The following is a 23,474-nucleotide window of genomic DNA, read 5'->3' as shown; positions in this document are numbered from 1 at the left end:
TCGATGAAGTTGGAGTCGATGATGGAGCCGGCAATACCCATGCAGATAGAACCAATCTGCAGGTAGCTCTTGCCGCGCATCTGAGCGGCAGCAATGGCGGCGCGGCCAAAGCGCAGAATCTTTTCCTTTACATCCTCAGGAATGGAGGTGTCATCGGCGTCCTGAACTTCGTGACCGTAGATACCAAAAGCAGGCAGACCCTTCTGGGCGTGACCGGCCAGAACAGCGGCAAGGTAAACAGCGCCTGGACGCTCAGTACCGTTAAAGCCCCAGACACCCTTGATGGTGTGCTTGTCCATGTCCATGGTCTCGGAGCCGTAGCACCAGCATGGGGTAACAGTCAGGGTTACATCAACACCCTCACGGCGGAACTTCTCGGCGCAGGCAGCAGCTTCAGGAACACGGCCGATAGTGGTATCAGCGATAATCACCTCAACTGGAGTACCGTCAGCATACTTGAGGTTGGAACGCAGCAGATCGGCAGCGCTCTTTGCCATGTTCATGGTCTGCTCTTCGAGAGACTCACGAACCTTCAGTGGGCCACGACGGCCATCGATAGTAGGACGAATACCAATCTTAGGATGGGACATGATGTAACTCCTGATTAATTCACCTGCTAACTCTGTACTCCTTGCCAGTACGAAGCCCCGGTAATCCGGCAGCCATCTCCTGACAGCGACAATCATTTGAGTACAGCCTCAACACAGGCTTTGAACAGAAAACTGATAACCATCTGCATCCATATGCAGTGCGAGGCACTGCATAATCCCTGCAGTACAAAACACTGCAGTAAGCTGCAATGTCACTGCAGTGCCTCTGCATGCTCTCAGGCATGAATGCCTCTCAAAATCGCAACAGCACTGAGCCTAACCTGAGATATGGCAGATGGTGCAAAATGAAACCTGGCTTTCCCGACCATGGCCAAAAGCTCAGGCCTGAAAGCGAGCCCCACAGGTTATTGCTCTGCAGCCTGGTGCTGCACAGAGCAAATACAGCGCACCGCGAAACAGCGCAGCGCCGCTGCATTTAACTGCAGGACGAAACCTTTTGGCATCAGGACCTCACTCCTGAGTAAACTGCTTTGTAAAACAATATAGATTACTCACAGTGCCAGCAGGGATGCCTTCGGGCTTCCGGCCCTGAAGGCTGCACCATACAGACCTTATGACTGCATCGTGCATCATGCCAGGCACAAAGCCTGGCACTTGGTAAAACAGGAAATAATGATTTTCCTGCATATTAACTAAGACAAGGACCTGGTTAGAGGTACCTGTGCTCCAGCAGGTGCTGGAGCCAGTGCTGCGGCAGTTTCCGCAGCTGGCGCTGCAACAGTTGCTGCGGCAGTTGCCGCAGATGCTGCAGCTTTATGGCAGGTCACAGCCATGCCGCCTTGAGACTACAGTAAAGACTTGTAGAGTTCCTTGATGTCTTCAACTGAGGTGTCACGTGGGTTGCCACCGGTACATACGTCAGCAAAGGCAGACCTGGCCAGGAAGTCGAGATCTTCTTCCTTGACAATGTTCTTGAGGTCCTGAGGAATACCGACATCCTTTGACAGCTGAGCTACAGCGTCAACAGCAGCCTTGCGGTATTCTTCCTGGCTCATGGAGTCAGCACCAGCAACACCGAAAGCACGGGCAATGTGCAGATACTTGTCACCGGTGAAGTCAGCGTTGTACTTCATTACGGTTGGAAGAATAATGGCGTTGGCAACACCGTGTGGGGTGTCATAAAGAGCGCCTAATGGGTGAGCCATTGAGTGAACAATACCCAGACCAACATTGGAGAAGCCCATACCGGCAACATACTGAGCCAGAGCCATGCCCTCACGGCCCTCAGGAGTGTTATCCACAGCACCGCGCAGATGCTTTGCAATCAGCTCAATGGCCTTGATGTGGAACATGTCGGTCATTTCCCAGCCGGCCCTGGTAATCAGGCCCTCGATGGCGTGGGTCAGAGCATCCATACCGGTAGCTGCAGTCAGGCCCTTAGGCATTGATGACATCATGTCAGGGTCAACGACGGCGATCATTGGCATGTCATGAGGGTCAACACATACGAACTTGCGCTCCTTGGCAGGATCGGTAATTACGTAGTTAATGGTTACCTCAGCTGCGGTACCGGCTGTGGTAGGAACAGCAATGCAAGGCACAGCTTCATTTCTGGTGTCAGCTACACCCTCGAGTGAAACTACGTCAGAAAACTCCGGGTTGTTGATGATGATGCCGATGGCCTTGGCAGTATCCATTGAGGAGCCGCCGCCAATGGCGATGATGTAGTCAGCGCCGGACTTCTTGAAAGCCTCAACACCGTGCTGAACATTCTCAATGGTTGGGTTAGGCTTGATATCGGAATAGACCTCATAGGCCAGATTAGCCTCATCAAGCAGGCTGGTAACTTTAGAGGTTACGTTGAACTTGATGAGATCAGGGTCAGAGCAGACAAAAGCCTTCTTAAAAGCATGTCTGGTAACTTCGTGAACAATAGACTCAATGGCGCCCTTGCCGTGATAGGAGATCTTGTTGAGTACGATACGATTAGCCATGGTTCTTTCCTGCAAAGTCCTGACCTCTGCGCTCGCTCATCGCCTTATGCCTCGGAGGAGACCCTAAAGTGGTGGGTGGTGAGAGGATGTTCTGTAAAAACTGTGTGTCATAGGGATTTAAGGCCATCCCGCAGCCTGCAGCTTATGCTGCAAGGGGCGCCGCCTGAGCGGCGCTCCGGTCCAGGAACATTACTGTCCGAAAGGATCAGGCGTTCCCGAATCCAAATCAGACTACGCCTTTCTGTAACATGATGTTGGCGTAGAGAGCCTTTTCAGAGGTGGCAATAATGCAGTAGGCCTTTTTGGCTTCCTCATAGAAGGCAAAGCGTTCAATATTGGTAAAGCAGTCAGCTCCGCGTGGATCATGCTTTGCAACTACTTCCTTGTACTCATCCCAGATTGGGGTCTTAACAGGATCGCCAGGAACAACCTGCATAAGGGAGACTGGCTTGTCGCAATAGGTGTCCAGCGGGAAGAGCTGTAAGATAGCGTCCAGAATCTCAACAACACCATGGCCATCGGCACGGATGACATAGCAGTCAGCCCCCATGGACTCACTTGGGAAGTTGCCATCAGCAATAACAATACGATCAGAGTGACCCATCTCGCAGAGAATCTTTAAAAGGTCTGGAGAAATGATGGCTGGAACATTCTTAAGCATGCTAATTACCCCTGGTTGTTACGGCATACCCGGCACAGATCAGTAAAAAGTGAAAGACTGTACCTTAATGTCAGGGCGCTCATTTACGCTCTTTCTTCTCAGCGCCATGTCTGAGTGGTCTGCCGGTGATGGAACATGTACAGAAAATCAGTCTCAATACTGCATCACATGTTTTTATCTGTGTTTCAGGCCTATCCCCCGCCTGAAGTCAGCCTGTCTGTAAGGCTTTGAATCATGTGATTTGTGCAGTGCCCCCTGTAATCCAGATGAACCGTCCTGATGGCGCATGGCTGCGCAAGCTGATGAGGCATGGGCTTTTACAGCCTGCAACATTAATGTCTACTGCAACGCTCTGTCCGGTATCCCTCCGAACTGTCACGTACTCTTTGTGGCTGCCAGTGCTTAACACCTCTTGCCGGCAACAGACCGGCTGCACAAAGAATCAGTATCCTGCTGCGTTATGCTGCATCCTGGATCCGACATCCCTCTTTAAGGGCTGCGACTGTTCTGCAACTACTGCTATTCTTAGTCATAACGCGGGCGAAAAATGGTAATTTTTTTGTATAAAAAGGTAAATTTTTACGGATTTTAATGTTATGTCCGATATTTTGGTAATTTATTAGCGCTAAAAGCTATATCAAGCCCGGGATCCAACGCAGTTTTGGTAATTTATTAATATTTCCAACTTTTGATGAAAAAGTGACCTGCATTTGATTTCCGGCAAAAAATTTTTTTCACAGGAAACTTTGCTACCCCTTTCATGTCATTCCATCAAGCATAGTTACAGCTTAAGTGCAGCAGACATATCGATGGAGAAAAATTTCACGATATTAACCTTGCCCCACTCAGCAATTGAAATGTCGTGCGTGCTTTTGGTAATTTTTTTACCCGCATGTGTACAGATAATCATCAAAGCACAGATAAAAACCAAAATCCCGCATTTTCCTGTCGTAAACCTGCAAATCATACCTTTGCACATACTCCCCGCCCCAGCCACACCCAGCTAAAACCCCGTAAATAAAGGATAACTGCTTAACAAGCAAATTCCGTCAGCTCCCGTCATCCCTGGATCCAGCCCTCCACAATCATCGCTATGCCCTTGCGCATGCCCTGGCCCACACGCTTCCCGATGCCGGAACACTTGTCTGTACCCTTGCCTGATCCAGTGCCCTTTCCCATACCGGGACACGTGTCTGTGCCCTTACCTGTGCCCTTACCTGTGCCAGTGCCTGTTCCAGTGCCCTTACCTGTGCCAGTGCCTGTTCCAGTGCCCTTTCCCATGCCAGTGCCTGTTCCAGTGCCCTTTCCCATGCCAGTGCGCTTACACTTTCTAAACGATTCATCACAAACCAGGACCACAAATACCGGCCCAACCACCAGCATTTGTCAGGCCTCACCAGCAGCTCTGAATACACGCCTTGACTAATCAGGCGGCCACAGTAAGCAAACACCTGTAAAGCCCAGGCAGAGCAGCGGCTGGACAGGCAGGATATAACGACTGCAGCACAGTCCTCCAGGCTGAGAAACATGCAGATCAATTTGAAAAGCAGCATGTCATGACTGAATGCAGGCGTGCAGGCCGGGCGCACATCCAGGACGGGTCCATGCCACGCAAGGCAAGGCAAGGCAAGGCAATACAAGGGCGAACGAGCATGGACGGGCGTGTGAATGGTGTGGCACAGCCATACACAGGCTTTTTTGTAATGCTATTAAGGTATGCAAGAGACACAGCTCTGCCGGGGCATATGCGGGGCCCGAACCGTATGTTAAAATTACCGGATGATCTGATAATCAGGTCATTATCAGTACCTGCTGATTCAATTCAGCAGCCTGCCGTATGCTGTAAACGTTACCCTGACTTTCAGCCGTCAGTAATGATTAGGCATATCCTTCCCCTAATCTGGAGCGCACCGGCGCAAATCCTGCCACAAGGCAAGGCGCGTCCGGCCCCGATGTGAATAAGACATGATTGAGACTAAAGTTATCAATCCTCCTTTCTCCAATCCACCGTACAAAATCAGAGATCGTTTCAGAACTTTCCTGCCTGTAGTGGTGGACGTGGAAACAGGAGGCTTCAATCCTGCCACCGACGCTCTTCTTGAAGTCTGCATGATGACTCTGCAGATAGACAACAAAGGACGTCTGGCCCCAAAGGATCAGTACAGCGTCAATATCCGTCCTTTCGAGGGCGCCAATATTGTCCAGGTAAATATCGACTTTCTTGGTATCGACCCGTATGACGAAAGCCGCAACCTGGTAGATGAAGCTGATGCCATCAAGCCCCTGCTCAAGACCATTGCCAAAGAGGTAAAGGCCCAGGAGTGCACCAAGGCAATTCTGGTTGGTCACAATGGAGCTTTTGATCTGAGCTTCATTAATGCTGTAGCAAACCGTGTAAACTACAAGCGCAATCCTTTCCATCCTTTTTCCGTGATTGACACTGCATCTCTTGGTGCTCTGGTACTTGGTCAGACAGTTCTGTCCCGTGCCTGTCACAGCGCCGGCATTTCCTTTAATGAGGAGCATGCTCACAGTGCCGTATACGACACTGAAAAAGAATGCGAACTGTTCTGCGCCATGTACAACCGCTTTACCAAGTTCGCCGGCCTTCCAGGCTGATTTAGTTACGCCCGTCCATCCGCGACGGGCGGAAGACCCTTCAAATCCCCTCCAAATCCCCATCAAAATCTCCCTCCATACCTCCCGTCTCAAAGACACCCACAAAGCACCACGTTCCACATTCCCACCAGCGAACTGCCCCTGGCAGCACCTGCCGCACTGCATACAATCGTCACATCCCCTGTTACTCACCACTGATCAAGTCAGAGCACCAGGATCATAACCAGACCACGGCAAGCTCAAGGCCCGTCAAAGCAAGAAGCTCATAACAAGGCCCTCCTGCATTACTCAGGAACAAGCACGACTTATTCACCAGCATGTCTTAGCCACCTGCATTACTCAGGTCCCAACATTACTCGGGCACCGGAATGACTCATGCCCGGACATTGCTCATGGATCATAGCCGAAGCTTCGGAACGTCATATGGCCCATAATCATGCATAACTAAGACGCTGCAAACCCCATTCTCAGGTAACCTGATTAATATGCAACTGTCTGCACCAGTCCAGCGCCTTTGCCTAAACACACCACGCGCACGTTCACCTTTGCGCTCTGCACAGCACTCCCATGCTCACCTTTGCGCTCTGCACAGCACTCCCATGCTCACCTTTGCGCTCTGCACAGCACTCCCATGCTCACCTTTGCGCTCTGCACAGCACGCCCCTGTTTACCTTGGACTCATGGCGGCAAGTCAGTTTACATGGACCATGTGCTGCTCTGTTTCAGAAAGGGCGGGGGCAGTTTCTGTCATGAGGAAAAATTCAGATTTCTGTGTCATTTGATGCAGCTATGAACTGCACATTTTCAGTCTCATGCACCATTAATGAAAAGCAATACAGTCTGTCCGGATAATTGTACAAATGGCTTTACAGCGGCCCTGGGAATTATTAAAGTGACTTATTAATCTTTTGAGAAAATACGATCATCAGATAAGAAAAGATCGTTACAGACTTGTTTAACAGTTGCTAAAGTCCTAAGCTTAAAAGCACATCAGTTTTAACCAGGAGCATACACAATGGCTTTTGAAATTTCCGCTCTTCCATATGAGAAGAACTCTTTAGGTTTCATCTCTGAGAACACCTTAAACTTCCACCACGACAAGCACTTCCAGGCATACATCGACACCACCAACAAGCTGGTTGCCGGTTCCGCTTACGAGGGCAAGAGCCTCGAGGAAATCATGAAGACCTCCGACGGCCCACTGTTCAACAACGCCGCTCAGTCCTGGAACCACGATTTCTACTTCAAGTGCATTACCGGTGAGAGCAAGGACCCAGAGGGCAAGGTGCTCGAGCTCATCAATGCCAACTTTGACTCCTTAGAGGATTTCAAGCAGAAGTTTGCTGCCTCCGCCGTTGCCAACTTCGGTTCCGGCTGGACCTGGTTAGTTCAGACTGGCCCTAACAAGCTCAAGATCATGAACACCACCGGCGCTGCCAACCCACTCGTTGAAGGCTTCACCCCAATCCTGGTTGTTGACGTATGGGAGCACGCCTACTACCTCGACTACCAGAACCGCCGCGCTGACTACTTAAAGGACTTCCTGGCCCACGTAAACTGGGACTTCGTAGCCTCTCAGGTTCAGTAATCCCCAGGCTCTTTAAGCCAGAGAGCTCCTGCTCCAAGTACAGATTTCCGCTTTTGCATGCCCGGGGCCGTAAGGCCCCGCTTAAGACCTGCCGGCTAATCCGGCAGGTCTTTTGACCAGGAAATATCCCTCGCAAGGGGGCTGTACCAGGGCAGGAGCTTTTTCATTGCCTGAAAAACAGACAGGCCAGCCTCCCCCATCCCATCCCATCCCATCCCATCCCATCTCCACTAACAGCCCACTCCCCCGTCACTTTCTTCCAACATCCCGACTTCCGACCAGGACAGCTCCCCCGCACAATAAACCAGACACGACTGTCTTCAAGTTCAAAGCCTTACTCCTCGCCTCGAGCCAAAGCAGCTCATACCATCACCGGAACATTGCCATATCAGCTACCTGCTCACCAGACTCAAAGCCCTGTTCCCCCTGGCCATGAGCTTTGAGCTCTTCCTTGTCATGATTACTGAGCGCAAGGTCATGAACTTTGCCCCCTCCGGTCATGATCACCGTGCTCCCTGGTCATCACAGCGCCATCGGTCATGAGCCCAGAGCAGATGTTCTCATGGTCAGCCGCTCTGCCCAGATCCTAAAAAGTGCTGCGTGCCTTGCAAGGTATGACGGGCCAGCGCCCTGTCGTAAGGTAAAGGGAATGCTGTGGGACCTTGCCCGGATTTAAAGCTTTATCAATGTACCAGGCTCTGTTATTAAGCTGAGCTGCTGCCTGCACAACTTGCCATGCCATGCATGTGTCATGCTGTGCCATTTGTCGCTGCTGTACCTTTGCCCGTGAATACGCCTCTAATCGTGGCAGTGCCTGCGACCTGCTCCTGGTTCATTGAGTTGCTGCGTCCTTTACCTGTGGCTTATGACTACGGCCTATGGCTACTGCATCTGCCTTACTCATCTGACCTGCATGTGGGGTTACTGCTTGAAAAATCAAGCTTACAGCCCTCCCTGACACAGTTTTTACAAGGCCGATTCAGCTATTTTCCACAGAATTATTATTTTTTGAAAAGTGCATGATCGTCTACATACACAGTGTATGTAATACATAGAATCATGATCCTGCATGTGAAACTGATACATAATTCTCACTTCAAATTTTCATTTTATTAACAATTTGTATGTAAGCAGTTGAGAGTTCTGAAAATGATGGCAAATAAGCCAGATGTCTGTGAATGAAATTTCAGCTGATGGCGTAAAAACACAGTTCTTTAGCAGTATGCATGACTGATTACCGCTGCCCAGTTCGAAAAACTTTTAGCCGATCCTCCCGGTCTGAGCATATGTTCGCCCCTCGGCTTAACCTCAATTAATGGTCATATTTTGAGCGGAACATGCGCCTCGTGCACTGAATCATAAAATGAACGATCCAGAAATTTAGGCCATCTAAAGCCCGATCTCGAGCCTCACTCCCGATTTAGCTGTTTTGATTTTGTCTTATGACATTTTTCGCGGCAGCCCGGCCAGACTGAAATCACAGGTAATCAGCGTGCATCCGCAAACGTTTGTTGTTACAAATTTTCATAACTGAAAATTGAACTTTATCCGGAATATTGCGCAGTTCGTTGCACAAATTCCCTGCAAATAAGGGATTTTTGTGTATCTGTCTTCTGTCCAGGTCTGCGGGCGTATTATCTAAGAGAGTCATATTTGTGTTGTGCTTTTGCATTTTTCCCTATGTTACCGGTATACATAGGGCGGCAATGCAACATCACTTGATACAACATTTATATATGTCACTAAATACAGAAACAATGTACAATTTTAGTGCAAATTTTCCGAAAAGTGCGATATTTGTGCATATTGCCGCAAACAGTACCAGTTGGGTAAGCCTTTTCACACCTTTATGAGGCGATCAGTGTGATCTTGCTCTAAAAAGCAAAACCTCCATAGATAAACAAGAGCTAATCCGTTCTTTCAGGGGTTTATGCAAAATAGTAAGGGCGTATAATTTCTCACAGACACTTACCCAGGTGTCGCCAGTTTTATATCTGCCATACCGTTGCTCCACAGTGTTGGTTTATTTCATCCCATTGTGTAACAACAAATGAAAAGCACTTTGTCTTCTCCCTGCATGTCAGGGGTTCCAGGTTATGAGCAGATCAGTCTGTATCTTCAGTATCTTTAAATTCCCAAGGTTAGACCGCCCCCATATGCAGTCATACATAAGCCTGACCGGCGGCAGCAGCCTCAGCAGCAGCCGAGAGTTATTTGGGAATGAATCAACAAATAAACGATTAACTTTATATCGCCTGCGGGCCGCCATCACCGTTTGTACATGCACAGCAGATTTACTCTCCTTTGCAGTGATGGCCTGATCCTCAACATGGCTTAATTGTTCCGAGGATTGTTGCTTCATAATGCAGTGCTCAGAGCTGCATACCCGCAAGGGCGTCACTTTGTTTCTTCAGCTGCCCGGCCAGCTGATGAAGGCACACCAGTTTTGATCCCTGCAGATTACTGAACGGCTCCTCAGCTGTACCAGCTCTAAAGCCACCATGGCACAGCAGCGGGATCACAGAGCGTCACTTTTGACCGGTGCCTGATAACGAGAAAAGAAAGAATTTCAAGGAGAGGGCTTAACCATGATCAGAGAACAGGCCAATCAATATAAAGAGCTGTACGGCGGAGACCGTAAAGGTCCGCTGCGCTCATTCTTTACAACAGGTTTTATTCGCTATATTGCACCAGGCATTTTCATGCTGGTTCTGCTGGTATGCGCTTTTGTAACCATGAACACTACCACTGCAGCCCCACAGGGCTTTGGCCAAAACTCCGGCCAGCGCTCTGCTCCAAAGGGCTTTGGTCTTGATGAAACTCAGCCAAATACCGTTCATGGCGTGCTGCACAATGCCCGTACCGATGACTACGTGGTACTTGAAGGCTATTTTGTAGCAACTGTAGATAACAAAAAGGTCTCCTATCAGTTCAAGGATGCCAATGGCGATCTCATTGATGTTGACCTGAGCAAGACCAACAATGCCGCCGCTCCATTAAGCGACGTTAACTACTACCTCTGGGGACAGGTAAATCAGAGCCTGTTTTCCACCTCTATCCGTGCTATCGAGTACACCCCAATCATCTGATTGAACCTTCCATACACTGCAGCAAGGCTTAGCAAGCCCTCCCAAAAGCCCTGCTGCAGGCAAGCCAGATGCCCACTCCCGACACGCCAGAGCCAAAGGCGATCCATTCCCATCCTGCAACTCTGCCATGCCGCTCCCCCAGGAGATCCATCCCATTCCCGCTCCAGGGCCAATGGTTCTCCATCCCCTTCCTGGCCCTCCCCTACCATGCAGTCTGCTGCTACTATGATGACATTGCACAGGCTCCGCCAGTACCAGCCCTCCAGCATCTTACCACCTCACTTCAGCACTGCGTAGCTGAGCGCACCGTCCAGCCAGCCTTACTTCCTGCCTGCCAGCCTGCCTTCATGCCTGCCTGCTGAGCTGCTCTTTTGGCTCTGAGCGATGCCCTGAGAAATTTGACCTGTATCCAATGCATTGAGATTAAAAGCGTTATGTGACTGCACCACGCTCTGGCATCGTGACACAATCACATGACCTTATAAACATGATATTTATCAATATCCCTGTTGATTTAAGAGCATTATCGACGACCATTTCTCACCATATATGTGCAAATAACACAAAGCAAAGTCTGTTTTCTGACTATTTTGGGGCATTATCTATATTGGGGCTATAATGGGCCCAATTTTGCGGACACAACGGCCTGAGAGCTGGCCGCGCTTGCTCTTTCAGGCCTGTCAGGCTATGCCCTGTATGAGTACAGACAGTACAGAGGCTTATGGCAGGCCAAACGTCAACTCCCGCCTTAACATCCCAATTCCCATCAATCCCTGCAAACAGCGTCTGCTGCATAAGTCTGACTATGGCCATACATGACCATGTGTATAGGGGCCATTGCATTACGGGCATGCTGGCATGCCTGTATACATGCCTGCCTGCGTACATACCAGTCTGCATACATGCAGCAAGCATGGCAGTAAGAAAGGCCCTGTATCGATGCAGTCAACAAGGATGACAGACCGCCATGTGCCGCTGCTTTCAGATGCGGCTGGCTGGTCAACTGTTCAGGGACGGATCCCGGCATGGCCTGGTTGAAAACCCGGGTTTTGCTTTTATCAGTACAGGTAGCGCTATGTTTCAGCTTCGGCAGTCATTCCTGCTTTTCCTGACCGCCACCATCTGGGGTTCAGGCTTTGTAGCTCAGTCCATTGGCATGGATCATGTCACTCCTTTTACCTACACCTTCTTCCGTACTCTGATTGGCGCCATAGTGCTTCTGCCAATTGTATTCTGGATCAAAAGTCGTGCTGACCGTACAGCAGCCGATCACCAGGACCAGAGTCAGGCGGGAGATGACAGCCGTATTCCTGACCATGTGGCCCCTCATCCATCAACCTATACCCGCAAGGACCTCTTTACAGGCTCATGGGTATGTGGTCTGTTTCTCGTAGGCGGTGAGTCATTCCAGCAGTTTGGTCTGGTTACCACAGATGCAGGCAAGGCAGGCTTCCTGACATCCATGTACATTATCTTTGTACCTCTGGTAGGCCTGTTTATTGGCAAGAAACTCAATGCCAGTATTGTCACCGGCGTAGTGCTGTCTCTGGTCGGCCTGTACCTGCTGTGCATCAAGGACAGCTTCACCATTGAACAGGGAGACCTGCTGATCCTCACCTGTGCCTTTGTCTTTACCTTTCACATTCTGACCATTGACCACTTCATCAAGAAGTGTGATGCCGTCTATCTGTCTTGCGGTCAGTTCTTTGCAGCCTCATTTATTGCTCTTATTCTCATGATAGTAGTAGATGGAGACGTCTTTGCCTGGGAAGATGTCTGGGCTGCCTCACTGGCACTGCTGTGGTCCGGCGTCATGAGCAACGGTGTTGCCTATACTCTGCAGGTGGTCGGTCAGCGCGGCATGCACCCAACCATCGCCACTCTGATCCTCTCACTTGAGTCAGTAATGGCCGTGGTCTTTGGCGTTCTTATTCTCAATGAAAGCCTGACCATCAAGGAGGGAATTGGCTGCCTGATGATTCTGGCCGCCGTAATCGTAGCCCAGCTGAACTTTGCTACGCTGGCTGCTCTCTTTGGCCGCATCTCCGGCAAGAACAAAAACGGCAGCAGCCTAATCAGCAAAGAGGACAGCAGCGACCGCGACAGCCAGTTGAGCTCACAGGACCTGCAGGCAGAGCAGACTGCCATTGCCACAGCTCCAGCTGCAGCCACAGCTGCAGACAGCGCCAGGCAGAGCCGTCAGTAAGGCTCTGTGCCAGCACGCTGCTGCACGCGGCATCCACCGGCCAGCTATGACGGCTCCGGTAAGGCTTGCATGTGAGGCACGCACTGGCATTCCAGAAAGTCACATGGCAGTCCGCGCAATTATGGCCATAACCCGGCCTTCCTGCTGCCATCAATGACTGTCAGTAATATTGATCATTAAGGGCTGAGCAGACTTTGGCTGCCAGCCTTTTGTTTTATCTGCACAGGCCCGTATTTGGGCATCTCTGAGTACTTGTGGAGCAAATGCGACGCAGCAAGGTGCAAGGACCAAAGCCTCAGCAATTTTGGTTTATCCTTAGCGCCAGCACGGGCCTCCCGGCTGCCCTGCCACACCTGGCCATGGCAATGGCAACAGCCATACCCTGACAAGTTGTGGGATTGAGCGAGGCTCTTGGGCATGCGCATGCCTCGCAAAGGCAAAAAGCGCGGACAGATGTCAGCCCTGACCACATCATGGAAAGCTATATCTCAGGGGCTGCTGCCAGCTCTGTCCTCCGGGTCCCATGGTCTGTCTAATGGATACTTCCTTATGCAGGCCAGTGCTGACCGCTATGTCTTGTGCTGATGCCTGGCTTACATGCCATCATGTCATCTTGACGGGGCGTTGTGCTCATGGCTATGCGCTATGCAAACGAACTGGGCCCATCCATCTGGTGCTGTCCACCAGCTGTTGCAGGAGCATGCCCAGATCAAGGCTATGTCTGACAGGCTGATGCATAAGCATACCCGGATTAAGGCTCCGTATCAGGGCTGCAAAGCCCATCAGATTCTGATCTGCAGTTCGGCTGCTGCGACCATTGATTGTCATGGTTTACATGATTTATTTAAGAAAGATAAATGTTATCACCTGAACCATCAGTCGCAGTGGGAGCTCAAGGACAGCTGAGTACGTGATCCGCAGGTGTCTTATGAATTTTTGAACTGCTGCATAAATACCCTGTTTTAGCCTTTTGCTGGCCAAAATGTCTGCACTTTTAACCCTTTATTGAGCAAGGCAAAACAGTGCTCAGAATTTATGAGTAAAAAGTGCGCGAGATCACATTTTGTCAACGGAAAACACCAATATAGGTTATAATGTAGAATCTTTTACCTGCTGGTGATGCAGCCTGAACAAGGTATATCTACTCTGCGCCTGCGTCTGATATTTAAGCCATTTCTGTCAGATAATCAAAGCACACCACGGTAAGTCTTTTTTCAATCTGTTCTGCTCTAAGGCAGAAACTTAAACCCGGGAGATAATCCCGGCAGATGCCAAAGGGCATCTGTTACAGCTGAAAGTGATTTCAAAACCGATATTAATGCATTGAAATCACTTCACTTAATAACCGCATAGCAGGATATGCGGTCCTGGTGCACAGTATTGCGGGCAATGCAGTTAAAATCCCGCCAGATGCACAAACAATAAGTAAGTATTAAACCGGCCACCACAAGACAGGCCGCTTCTGACATCTGTCAGCAATGACCCTCGAGGTCCAGCCTCATACAGGGCTGCAGCATGCATGCGCTGCAGTACCGGGCACAGTTTCTCCGTCGCGCGGCGCTTTCAGGAAGCCGCTGCAGGCCGGCCGTAACCATATGGACTTACAGGCAGCAAAAGACATTTGGCCTTTGCCTGTAACCTTTGGCCTTTGCCTGTAATCAGTGACGGCACCTTTTTATCTGCAATTGCAGGGGCATTTGCACAATACTGTGGAGCACTATTGTCATGACTTTTGATGAGATTAAGACACTCATTGACGAGCACAATGTTAAGTATGCTGACTTAAGATTTACCAACACCAAGGGTAAAGAGCAGCACATCACCTTACCAATTCACCTGATCACTGAGTCGTTCTTCTCCGATGGCAAGCTGTTTGACGGTTCCTCCATGCCAGGCTGGTGCACCATCAACAAGTCCGACATGCTCTTAATGCCAATTGAGGACAAGGTTTATCTCGATCCTTTCTTTGATGTTCCTACCCTGATCATCCGCTGTGACATTCTCGACCCTCAGACTCTGGGCGGCTACGAGAAGGACCCACGCTCCATTGCCCGTCGTGCCGAGAACTTCCTGCGCTCCGAGGGCATTGGTGATGACGCCCTGGTAGGTCCTGAGCTGGAGTTCTACATGTTTGACTCCATCCGCTTCAAGAATGACATGTCCGGCTGCATGTACGAGATTGAGGACTATGAAGCTGCCTGGAACTCAGGCAAGATCTTTGAATCCCGTCCAAACCTCGGCCACCGTCCAATGGTTCAGGGCGGCTACTTCCCTGTTCCTCCAGTAGACTCCTCTCAGGATATCCGTACTGAGATGTGTGAGCAGTTAAAGAAGTTCGGCATCGAGCCTGAGGCCCACCACCATGAGGTAGGCACCGCCGGTCAGAACGAAATTGCCACCAAGTACAATACCCTGACCAAGAAGGCTGACGAAGTTATGAACTACAAGTATGTAGTTCATAACGTTGCCAACCGCTTCAACAAGACCGTTACCTTCATGCCTAAGCCAATGAAGGGCGAGGCCGGTTCCGGTATGCACTGCCACATGTCCATCGTACGTGACGGTCAGAACATCTTTGCCGGCAACCTCTACGGCGGTCTGTCTCAGGAAGCCTTATGGTTCATCGGCGGCATTATCAAGCATGCCAAGTCCTTAAATGCCTTCACCAACGCTTCTACCAACTCCTACAAGCGTCTGGTTCCTCACTTTGAAGCTCCGGTATTACTGGCTTACTCCGCTGCCAACCGCTCTGCAGCTATCCGTATTCCACACGCCGTAAATCCAAAGACCGCTCACATCGAGATCCGCTTCCCTGACGGTCTGGCCAATCCATACCTGGCTTTTGCCGCTCTGTTAATGGCCGGTCTTGACGGCATCATCAACCGCATCGAGCCGGGTGATCCTCTCGACAAGAACCTCTATGACCTTCCACCAGAGGAGTTAACCGGCATTCCACAGGTTGCTGACTCCCTGTCCGAGGCTCTGCAGGCCCTGAAGGAAGACCACGAGTACCTTCTTGCCGGCGGCGTATTTACTGAGGACGCCTTAAACTCCTACATCGAGCTTAAGGAAAAAGAGTGTTCACTGGTTCGTGATACTCCACACCCAACCGAGTTCCAGCTCTACTACAGCATCTAAAGTCCTATTTCCTGTCCCGGTCGCAGCAGCCTGAGGCTGCTGTCGGCCCGGCCCCTGCTCAGATCCTCCTGGCGGGGATCTGATCAAGGCGCCTGTCCTGCAAGGACCGGCGCCTTTTTCTTTGCCATCTGCCTGCATACTTTCCATAATATTTTGCAATACACCCAGGCCATTAAAGCAAACCATGCATGTCATGTCATGCCACGCTACGCTTCGCTACACCACGCCCCACCACGACACGCTACGCAGTGCTGAAGAGGCAAACAACACCACGCGCTCAAAACAAAAGGGCGCTCCAGAAAAGCACCGGAACGCCCCTGCACAGACACTTGCTAAAATATTATATAAATACTGTCAAAAGACAGCACGATATACATCCATCCCATCACATCCCATGCCAGGCCAGTCTCGCCGCACTGCCATGCAATGCAATGCATACCATGGCCGTACAGCGCACCTCCGCTAACAGACAGCTGCAGCGCTATCATGCAATGCCATGCAGCTTTATGAAGAGCCATTGAGCACAGATCAGATCGCACACAAGTGAACCAGCTACTGATGCTGAGGCAGAGCTCTGATGCTGGGGCAGCTGCAATGGTGGAGCTTTATCAGGCTTCCTTGCCCGGCCATTTACTCTCGAAGTCACGCAACAGCTTCATCATAGGCTTATCAAGATATGACTCAGCGCTCTTACGTATGCTCTGCGGCACACCATAATAAGCCTCGGCAACTGAGCAGGTAATGGCAGCCAGAGTATCACTGTCACCACCTGTTGAGATGGCAATACGCAGCGCATCTTCAAAGTCACGTGACTCAAAGAAAGCCTGCAGGGCCTGAGGCACAGTGTCCTGACAGGTTTCATTGAACATGTAGGTGTCACGTATGCCGTCAATGGTGAAATCAATCTTGTAGTAGTGCTCGGTGATGTAAGAGCGGATCTGCTGGATATCTGATCCGGTACGGGCCAGATAAATGGCTACAGCGGTAGCCTCCGCACCCTTAAGGCCCTCAGGATGATTGTGGGTAACTGCAGTTACGGCATGAGACAGCTGCCTTACTTCATCTATGCTGTTTCCCACCCAGCCGCAACCTCCCACACGCATGGCTGAACCATTGCCAAAGCTGTTATAAGGCTCAGGGTGGTCAGAGTAGATCCATCCATGGAAACGGCCACCATAACCACAGTTAGGATAAGGACGTCCAATTGTCTGCATGGAGCTCACACATACAGCAGGCAGATCTGACCTGTCAGAGGAGCTGTGCATCAGTGCATGACATACAGCCAGCGACATTATGGTGTCATCAGTAAAAAAGCACTTATCAGAAAAGAGCTCAAAGTCTTTGGACCTGTGATTATTAAACTCAAAACGAGAGCCGACAATATCGCCAATAATCGCGCCTATCATCTGAACCTCCTATGTTATCTACACCCTGATATCCATTTGCCTGCAAAGACCTGCGACTTTACTAAAAGGCAACAGCTCACTGCCAGTAAGGGATACTCCACTGCCTGTAATGACTGTCCTGATGCAGCTAATGGTCTGCCCCATGCCTGTAATGACTGTCCTGATGCAGCTAATGGTCTGCCCCATGCCTGTAAGGACTGACCAGGTGTCGCTAATGGTATGCCCAATGTCTGTAATGGTTGCCCCACGGCTGTAAGGATAGCAGTGCTGTCTGCAAGGATTGCTCTTTGCCTGTAAGTTATGCTCCGCTACCGAATGGGGAATACCAGGCCGCCAGTAAGGTTTGAACAACAGTCTGCAAGGCAGTGCCACTGTGCCTGTCAGTATATACTCTGTGCCGGTATGAGCGGCAGCCGGGAGCAATTTCCTGCCCGTGAGCGGTGCGGATTTGTTATTTATGGCCTTAACAGGGGACTGACGGTTATAATATGCCCCTGGACTAGGGCTCAGTTAACCAGTTATGAATATCTTCGGGATATCATAGTACATGTGCCTGACCGGTTGCTGCTGTTGCCACCGGTATCAGTCCTATTGATTAACTCAACAGGAGAGCAAAGCGCAGGAGCTATCATCAGGTTTCCTGGAAAGACTGGCGCTACGAAACGTATGATTTGATCCTCTGCATATTCCCACCGCAATAAGGTCCGATACTGGACCTGTACTGGCTGTGCCATGTCTGCTTACAGAATGACCACCAGTTACACAGCGGCAGGAGATAATGTGATCTTTATTTAAAGGCAGATAGCAGTGGATACACAAAACATGGTTTTGCAGTGAGCATAGTAAGGCCCGCTCAGAATTTCCGGCCCTCATCAGGCAATGCGCAGCTTTAAAAACTTATGACAACAACACCACGTTCCATGCTGGTTACCTCAGCACTCCCATATGCCAATGGCCCTATCCATCTGGGTCACATGTTAGAGCACATCCAGTCAGACATCTTTGTCCGCTACCACCGTGCTGTGGGCAATCAGGTCTTCTACGTATGTGCCGATGACTGTCATGGCACCCCGGTCATGATTAAAGCCAACAATATGGGCATTACCCCTGAGGAGCTCATCACTGAGGTAGGTGTAAGCCATAAGGCCGACTTTGACGGTTTCTTTATCTCCTACGATAACTACTACCGTACACACTCTCCTGAAAACCAGGCATTCTCTACCGAGATCTACAAGAAGCTGCGTGACGGCGGCTATATCAGCACCCATACTATTTCCCAGCTTTTCGATCCTGAAAAGAACATGTTCCTGCCAGACCGCTTCGTCAAGGGCACCTGCCCACGCTGCGGTGCTGCTGATCAGTATGGCGACAACTGCGAAGTCTGCTCTGCCACCTATGACCCAACTGATCTCAAGGACGCCTACTCCACCATTTCCGGTGCCCGTCCAGTGTTAAAGGAGTCTGTACACTACTTCTTTGACCTGCCTAAGTTTGACTCCTTCCTTCAGGATTTCGTCAAAAAGTCAGGCGTTATCAGCCAGTCAATGGCCAACAAGCTCGATGAATGGTTCTCTCAGGGCCTCAAAGAGTGGGACATCTCCCGTGACGCTCCTTACTTTGGCTTCCAGATTCCTGATGCCGAAAACAAGTACTTCTATGTATGGCTGGACGCCCCTATTGGCTATATGGCCTCATTCAAGAACTTCTGTGACCGTGAGGGCGTAGATTTTGATGCCTTCTTCAAGGCTGACTCCGACAAGGAGCTCTACCACTTCATTGGCAAGGACATTCTGTACTTCCACTCTCTGTTCTGGCCAGCTACCCTCAAGGGTGCAGGTCTGCGTCTGCCTACCGGCATTCACGTCCATGGCTATGTAACAGTAAATGGCACCAAGATGTCCAAGTCCAAGGGCACCTTTATTCAGGCCAGCACCTATCTCAAGCACCTTAAGCCTGAGTGCCTGCGTTACTACTTTGCCTCCAAGCTCACCGAGGATGCCGTTGATATCGACCTCTCCCTAGATGACTTCCAGGCCAAGATTAACTCTGACATCGTAGGCAAGATTGTAAACCTCGCCTCACGCTGCGCCGGCTTCATTACCAAGCGTTTTGACGGCCGTCTGGCTGCCACTCCATGGGATAACGAGCTCATGGGCAAGCTCGGTGCTATTGCCGAGGACGTCAATAAGGGCTATGCCTCACGCAACTATGCTGACGCTCTGCGTGCCATCATGTCTCTTGCTGACGAGGCCAACCGCTATATCGATCGTGAAGCCCCATGGGTAATTGCCAAGGAAGAAGGTCAGGATGATCGCCTGCAGCGCGTCTGCACCGACGGCCTCAATGCTTTCAAGGCCATTATTACCTACCTGAGCCCGGTACTGCCTGAGATCTATGGCAAGGCCCAGGAGTTCTTAAACTCCCAGCTGCTCTTTGCCGATGCCGCTACTCCTCTGCTTGACCACACCATCAACAAGTTCAGCCCTATGTTCACCCGTATCGATCCTAAGAACATCGAGGCCATGATTGAAGAGAGCAAGCAGGACATGGCTGCTGCCGCTTCAGCTCCTGCAAGCGGTGCCGAAAAGGGGCACGCTGGCCGCACCCCTGATCACGGCGCTGCAGAAGGTACCCCTGAGTACGAGCCACTGGAAAGTGAAATCACTATTGATGACTTTGCCAGGATTGATCTGCGTGTAGCCACTATTATCAAGGCCGAGCAGGTTGAGGGTGCCAAGAAACTGCTACGTCTTGAGCTTGACCTTGGCTTTGAGCAGCGTCAGGTCTTTGCCGGCATCAAGTCTGCCTACAAGGATGCCGAGGCCCTGATTGGACGTCAGGTCATTGTTGTGGCCAACCTCAAGGCCCGTCAGATGAAGTTCGGCCTCTCTCAGGGCATGGTAATGGCCGCAGGCCCAGGCGGTGAGGACATCTTCCTGCTCTCCCCTGATGCCGGTGCCCGCAACGGCGACCGCGTCCACTAAAAGCAGTCCCGTCGCATTGCGCGCCTCAACCGCAAGGGTCAGCTACCTCAGCGCAACAGCGCACATGGTGCTCACAGCCCCATCATCAGCACAAGCTGCATCTGCTAATGCCGATACAGCTGCATAAAGCCTGCAGGAGCTGACTTCCCTGTGCTGGCCCTGAAACAGGGGCCCAAAGCCCCGTCTTATCAGATAAGACGGGGCTTTTTGTTGCCTCCCACTGAGCCGACACATTCCACGCCCTGGCACCAGCAAAACAGACCAGGAAACACGCCAGTCACCTCCCCGCCAGCCTGCCCCTCTTGGCCATCCAGATACCAGAGTCATCAACAAAACGCCTGATCGCGAGCTCTGAGCCTGCCACTGATCCTTGCAATCAAACACCACAAGCCTGGAGATCCTCAAGGCACTAAAGCATGGAGATCCTCAAGGCACTAAAGCCGGGCTATACTCAAGCCACAAAAGCCTGCACGCCACGGCAATCAGCAATAAACCGGCCTCAGTTCATGAATGCACAGTACCAAAGCAGCTACTGATAATGCTGTACTACCTCAGAGCCAAATATAGTATGATCACAACTCGCATTTTTATGGCTTTATTGCGACTGGAAAAGGCGCAAACGGCCAGCTTATAAAAAAGTTTTTGCACTGTCCTTTTTTCTCAGTGCCTTTCCTGTCTCCAGCCTGTTTTCAGGCTCGTCACTGCTTATCAAATGCCCCTGTCAGCCTGCCATGACTTTGTACGTGCATGACTGGCAGCTGCATATTGTGCCTGAGCTCCTCACAGCTGCTGTCCCAGCAAGCTGGCCGCAAGGCTGCCTGAGCATTACCAGTGCTCTGTGTCTTACATCACCCAAGTGCTCTATTACTGCAGCCTCCATCCACAGCACCAGCACACCTGACAATAGGACACCATGCCCGCGTGTCCCTGCACCTGACCACAGGTCAGGCACACAGGTCTGGTCCACAGTGCAGGCGCCATAAAACACCGCTGCCATTCTCAAAGCCAGCAGCGCTCAGCTGATGCCATAAGCAAGAGTATTGCTGCGCCCAAAGCACAGTTACCTGTTGGGCGTTGTGATGCCTTGCTGTGAGCTCATTAAGCTTATGTCTGATCATGACCTGCAATACTGCCAAAGCATGGCAGGCTCCGCACCGTGCGTGCTAATCATGGCTTTAGCAGTACAGAGCATCAGATAGAACGATGACATCTCAAAGGAAAGGAACTGACTTTTTATGCCGCAGCTGCTTAACTCAAAGAGGATTTTTTGTGAGAACAGCTCCTGAAAGTGTCACCTCCCAGCTTATTGTTCTGTTCAAGCTGGCCTTTCCTATTATTCTTGGCAATTTTGCCTATGCTCTTCTGGGCATTACCGACATTATGATGGCCGGTATGGCCGGCACTCCTGACCAGGCCGGTGTGGCTGTTGGCGGATCATTTTTCTTCCCTGCCATGACCTTTATCATTGGCATGATTTCAGCCCTGCATCCTGTCATTTCCCGTCATTGCGGCGCCAATACACGTGAAAAGATTCCTGCTGAGCATATTCATTCAGTACTGGCCTGCATTATAGTGGCCGCCCTGCTTATGGTACTGCTGCTGGGCCTGTCTTTCTTTGCCATAGACATGGATGCCGATCAGCGTATGGAGGACATTGCCAAGGAATATGTTATCTACATAGCCTTTACCATGCCGCTGCTGGCTCTTACAGTTAATGCCAGAGCCTACTGCGAAGCTATGGGTAATACCAGAGCAACTTTCTATTTTGGTACTCTGGCTGTAGTGCTCAATGTCCCGCTGAATTATGTTTTTATCTTTGGCAAGTTCGGCATGCCTGAGCTTGGCGGTGCCGGCTGTGGCGCAGCCAGTCTGGTTTCCATGGCGATCTCGACAGTCATAATTTATTCCTATGTGATGCTGCATCCTCAGCTTAAGAATCACAGCTGGTTGAAAAACCGTGACAGCATTTCCCTTGATCGTCTCAAGAGCTTTCTGAAGCTCTCTCTGCCACTTGGAATTTCATCATCAGTTGAGTGCTCATGCTTTACGCTGATTGCCCTGTTGTTAAGCCCGCTTGGACCAATGGAAGTTTCAGCCCATACCATTACCATGTCGCTGACCAACTTTGTATTCAACATCCCTCTGTCTCTTGGTATTGCCTCTTCCATCATGGTGGGCTATGCCATTGGCCGAAACAGCCTTACCACCCTGCGCCATAACATCCAGGCCTCCTACGCCTCCATGCTCTTTTCCATTGTGGTAAGCGTAGCCATTCTGTTCTTTGGTTCAGAAGCCCTGCCAGCACTGTTCAGTAAGGATCCTCAGGTACTGGCTCTGGCCTCTACCCTGATGCTCTTTGCTGCAGTTAACCAGTCTTTTGAGGGCATACAGACCATTCAGGCATTCATACTCAGAGGCTTTAAGGACACAGCAAGCATTCTTCTGGTCACTGTTATTGCTTTCTACTGTGTGGCTCTGCCTCTTGGATATACTCTGTGCTACGGCTATCTGATTTTGCCTGGCGCTGAGCTCTTCTTTGAAGAGGGACTGACCGGACCACGCGGTTTCTGGATTGGCCTGCTGGCCGGACTTCTGTCCGCCTCGATACTCTACCGTATTCGAGTACTGCACCACTGGCGCGACATCAAGTCCAAAATAGCCGCCGCTGAGGCCTCTCCACAATCCCCAGCCTCCGCAGGCGCAGCTCCCTGACTTGCTAAATTAAGACCAGAACCTGGTCATACCAGCCAAATCCCTCAGAGCAGTGAGCGATAACCGAAAAAACATCGATCTCACTGCTGCTCAGATTAAAGGGCCCGACACCTCAGTGCCGGGCCCCTCTTTTTAACCCCATACAATTAAAAGCGCCCCGCCCTTTGCTCATTCCCATCCTCATGCCTGTGCTCATCCCCATGCCTATGCCCATCCCCATCCCCATGCCCATCTTCATCCCCATGCCCATCTTCATCCCCATGCCCATGCCAATGCCCATGCCTAAAAGCATACAAAACATCGCATATGTACAGGTATAACGTTAATTTTGCAATTTTATGACACTACGTCATTTTTGAGGCCAAAATTCATAGAATTATGTAGCAGCCTACCCCCACCGAACGTTATACCCTAAACCTCCCTATGAATATCCCACTGTTCCTTAAAGACAAATGCCGTAAATAAGCCTTTACTGCCATTTCTCCTCTAAAAGCTACCTGTAGTGATTATGGAGTCAGTCATTACT

12 protein-coding genes and 1 pseudogene are annotated in these 23,474 nt (G+C 50.6%); 7 read left to right on the top strand and 6 right to left on the bottom strand.

What is annotated here, in order from left to right:
• The 3 genes and pseudogenes from fucI to MXE41_RS12015 form a co-directional block, all read right to left on the bottom strand.
• Positions 1-590, bottom strand: a pseudogene (gene fucI, locus MXE41_RS12025) (L-fucose isomerase); the annotation flags it as partial.
• Between the two features lie 806 nt (positions 591-1,396).
• Positions 1,397-2,545 (bottom strand): lactaldehyde reductase, encoded by a 1,149-nt coding sequence (gene fucO / locus MXE41_RS12020; RefSeq protein ID WP_246978921.1) that lies wholly within the window; start codon positions 2,543-2,545, stop codon positions 1,397-1,399.
• A gap of 226 nt (positions 2,546-2,771) precedes the next feature.
• Positions 2,772-3,206 (bottom strand): RbsD/FucU domain-containing protein, encoded by a 435-nt coding sequence (locus tag MXE41_RS12015; RefSeq protein WP_246978922.1) that lies wholly within the window; start codon positions 3,204-3,206, stop codon positions 2,772-2,774.
• Positions 3,207-5,171: 1,965 nt separating this feature from the next.
• Between MXE41_RS12015 and rnt the strand changes: the two genes are divergently transcribed.
• Together rnt and MXE41_RS12005 are read left to right on the top strand one after the other, a co-directional pair.
• Positions 5,172-5,825 (top strand): ribonuclease T, encoded by a 654-nt coding sequence (rnt, locus tag MXE41_RS12010; RefSeq protein WP_246978923.1) that lies wholly within the window; start codon positions 5,172-5,174, stop codon positions 5,823-5,825.
• Positions 5,826-6,840: 1,015 nt separating this feature from the next.
• Positions 6,841-7,413, top strand: a complete 573-nt coding sequence (locus tag MXE41_RS12005; protein WP_246978924.1) for a superoxide dismutase — start codon at positions 6,841-6,843, stop codon at positions 7,411-7,413.
• Between the two features lie 369 nt (positions 7,414-7,782).
• Here the strand turns inward: MXE41_RS12005 and MXE41_RS13125 are convergent, their stop codons facing one another.
• On the bottom strand, positions 7,783-7,914 hold the full coding sequence (locus tag MXE41_RS13125) for a hypothetical protein (RefSeq protein ID WP_281503606.1): 132 nt from the start codon (positions 7,912-7,914) through the stop codon (positions 7,783-7,785).
• Positions 7,915-9,493: 1,579 nt separating this feature from the next.
• Entirely contained in the window at positions 9,494-9,775 is a 282-nt protein-coding gene (locus MXE41_RS12000) for a hypothetical protein (protein ID WP_247100662.1), read from the bottom strand.
• A gap of 226 nt (positions 9,776-10,001) precedes the next feature.
• On the opposite strand from MXE41_RS12000, the gene MXE41_RS11995 reads away from it, so the two are divergent.
• The 3 genes from MXE41_RS11995 to glnA all read left to right on the top strand — a co-directional run bounded on the left by MXE41_RS11995 (position 10,002) and on the right by glnA (position 15,846).
• Positions 10,002-10,502 carry a hypothetical protein gene (locus MXE41_RS11995; RefSeq protein WP_246978926.1) on the top strand — a complete coding sequence of 167 codons (501 nt, stop codon included), beginning with the start codon at positions 10,002-10,004 and terminating at the stop codon, positions 10,500-10,502.
• 1,075 nt (positions 10,503-11,577) lie between these two features.
• On the top strand, positions 11,578-12,708 hold the full coding sequence (locus MXE41_RS11990) for a DMT family transporter (RefSeq protein ID WP_247100660.1): 1,131 nt from the start codon (positions 11,578-11,580) through the stop codon (positions 12,706-12,708).
• A 1,725-nt stretch (positions 12,709-14,433) separates the two neighbouring features.
• On the top strand, positions 14,434-15,846 hold the full coding sequence (glnA, locus tag MXE41_RS11985) for a type I glutamate--ammonia ligase (protein WP_247100658.1): 1,413 nt from the start codon (positions 14,434-14,436) through the stop codon (positions 15,844-15,846).
• Positions 15,847-16,454: 608 nt separating this feature from the next.
• Here the strand turns inward: glnA and MXE41_RS11980 are convergent.
• Positions 16,455-17,252: an ADP-ribosylglycohydrolase family protein gene (locus tag MXE41_RS11980; protein ID WP_247100657.1), complete on the bottom strand. Its 798-nt coding sequence runs from the start codon at positions 17,250-17,252 to the stop codon at positions 16,455-16,457.
• A gap of 899 nt (positions 17,253-18,151) precedes the next feature.
• On the opposite strand from MXE41_RS11980, the gene metG reads away from it, so the two are divergent.
• Together metG and MXE41_RS11970 are read left to right on the top strand one after the other, a co-directional pair.
• Positions 18,152-20,236 (top strand): methionine--tRNA ligase, encoded by a 2,085-nt coding sequence (metG, locus tag MXE41_RS11975; RefSeq protein WP_247100655.1) that lies wholly within the window; start codon positions 18,152-18,154, stop codon positions 20,234-20,236.
• A gap of 1,269 nt (positions 20,237-21,505) precedes the next feature.
• Entirely contained in the window at positions 21,506-22,948 is a 1,443-nt protein-coding gene (locus MXE41_RS11970; RefSeq protein WP_247100652.1) for an MATE family efflux transporter, read from the top strand.
• Positions 22,949-23,474: the final 526 nt, after the last annotated feature.

Source organism: Anaerobiospirillum sp. NML120449, from assembly GCF_023051105.1.
Classification (GTDB): Bacteria; Pseudomonadota; Gammaproteobacteria; order Enterobacterales; family Succinivibrionaceae; genus Anaerobiospirillum.
The sequence above is the reverse complement of the archived record's forward strand: the minus strand, read 5'-3'. Positions and strand labels throughout refer to the sequence as shown.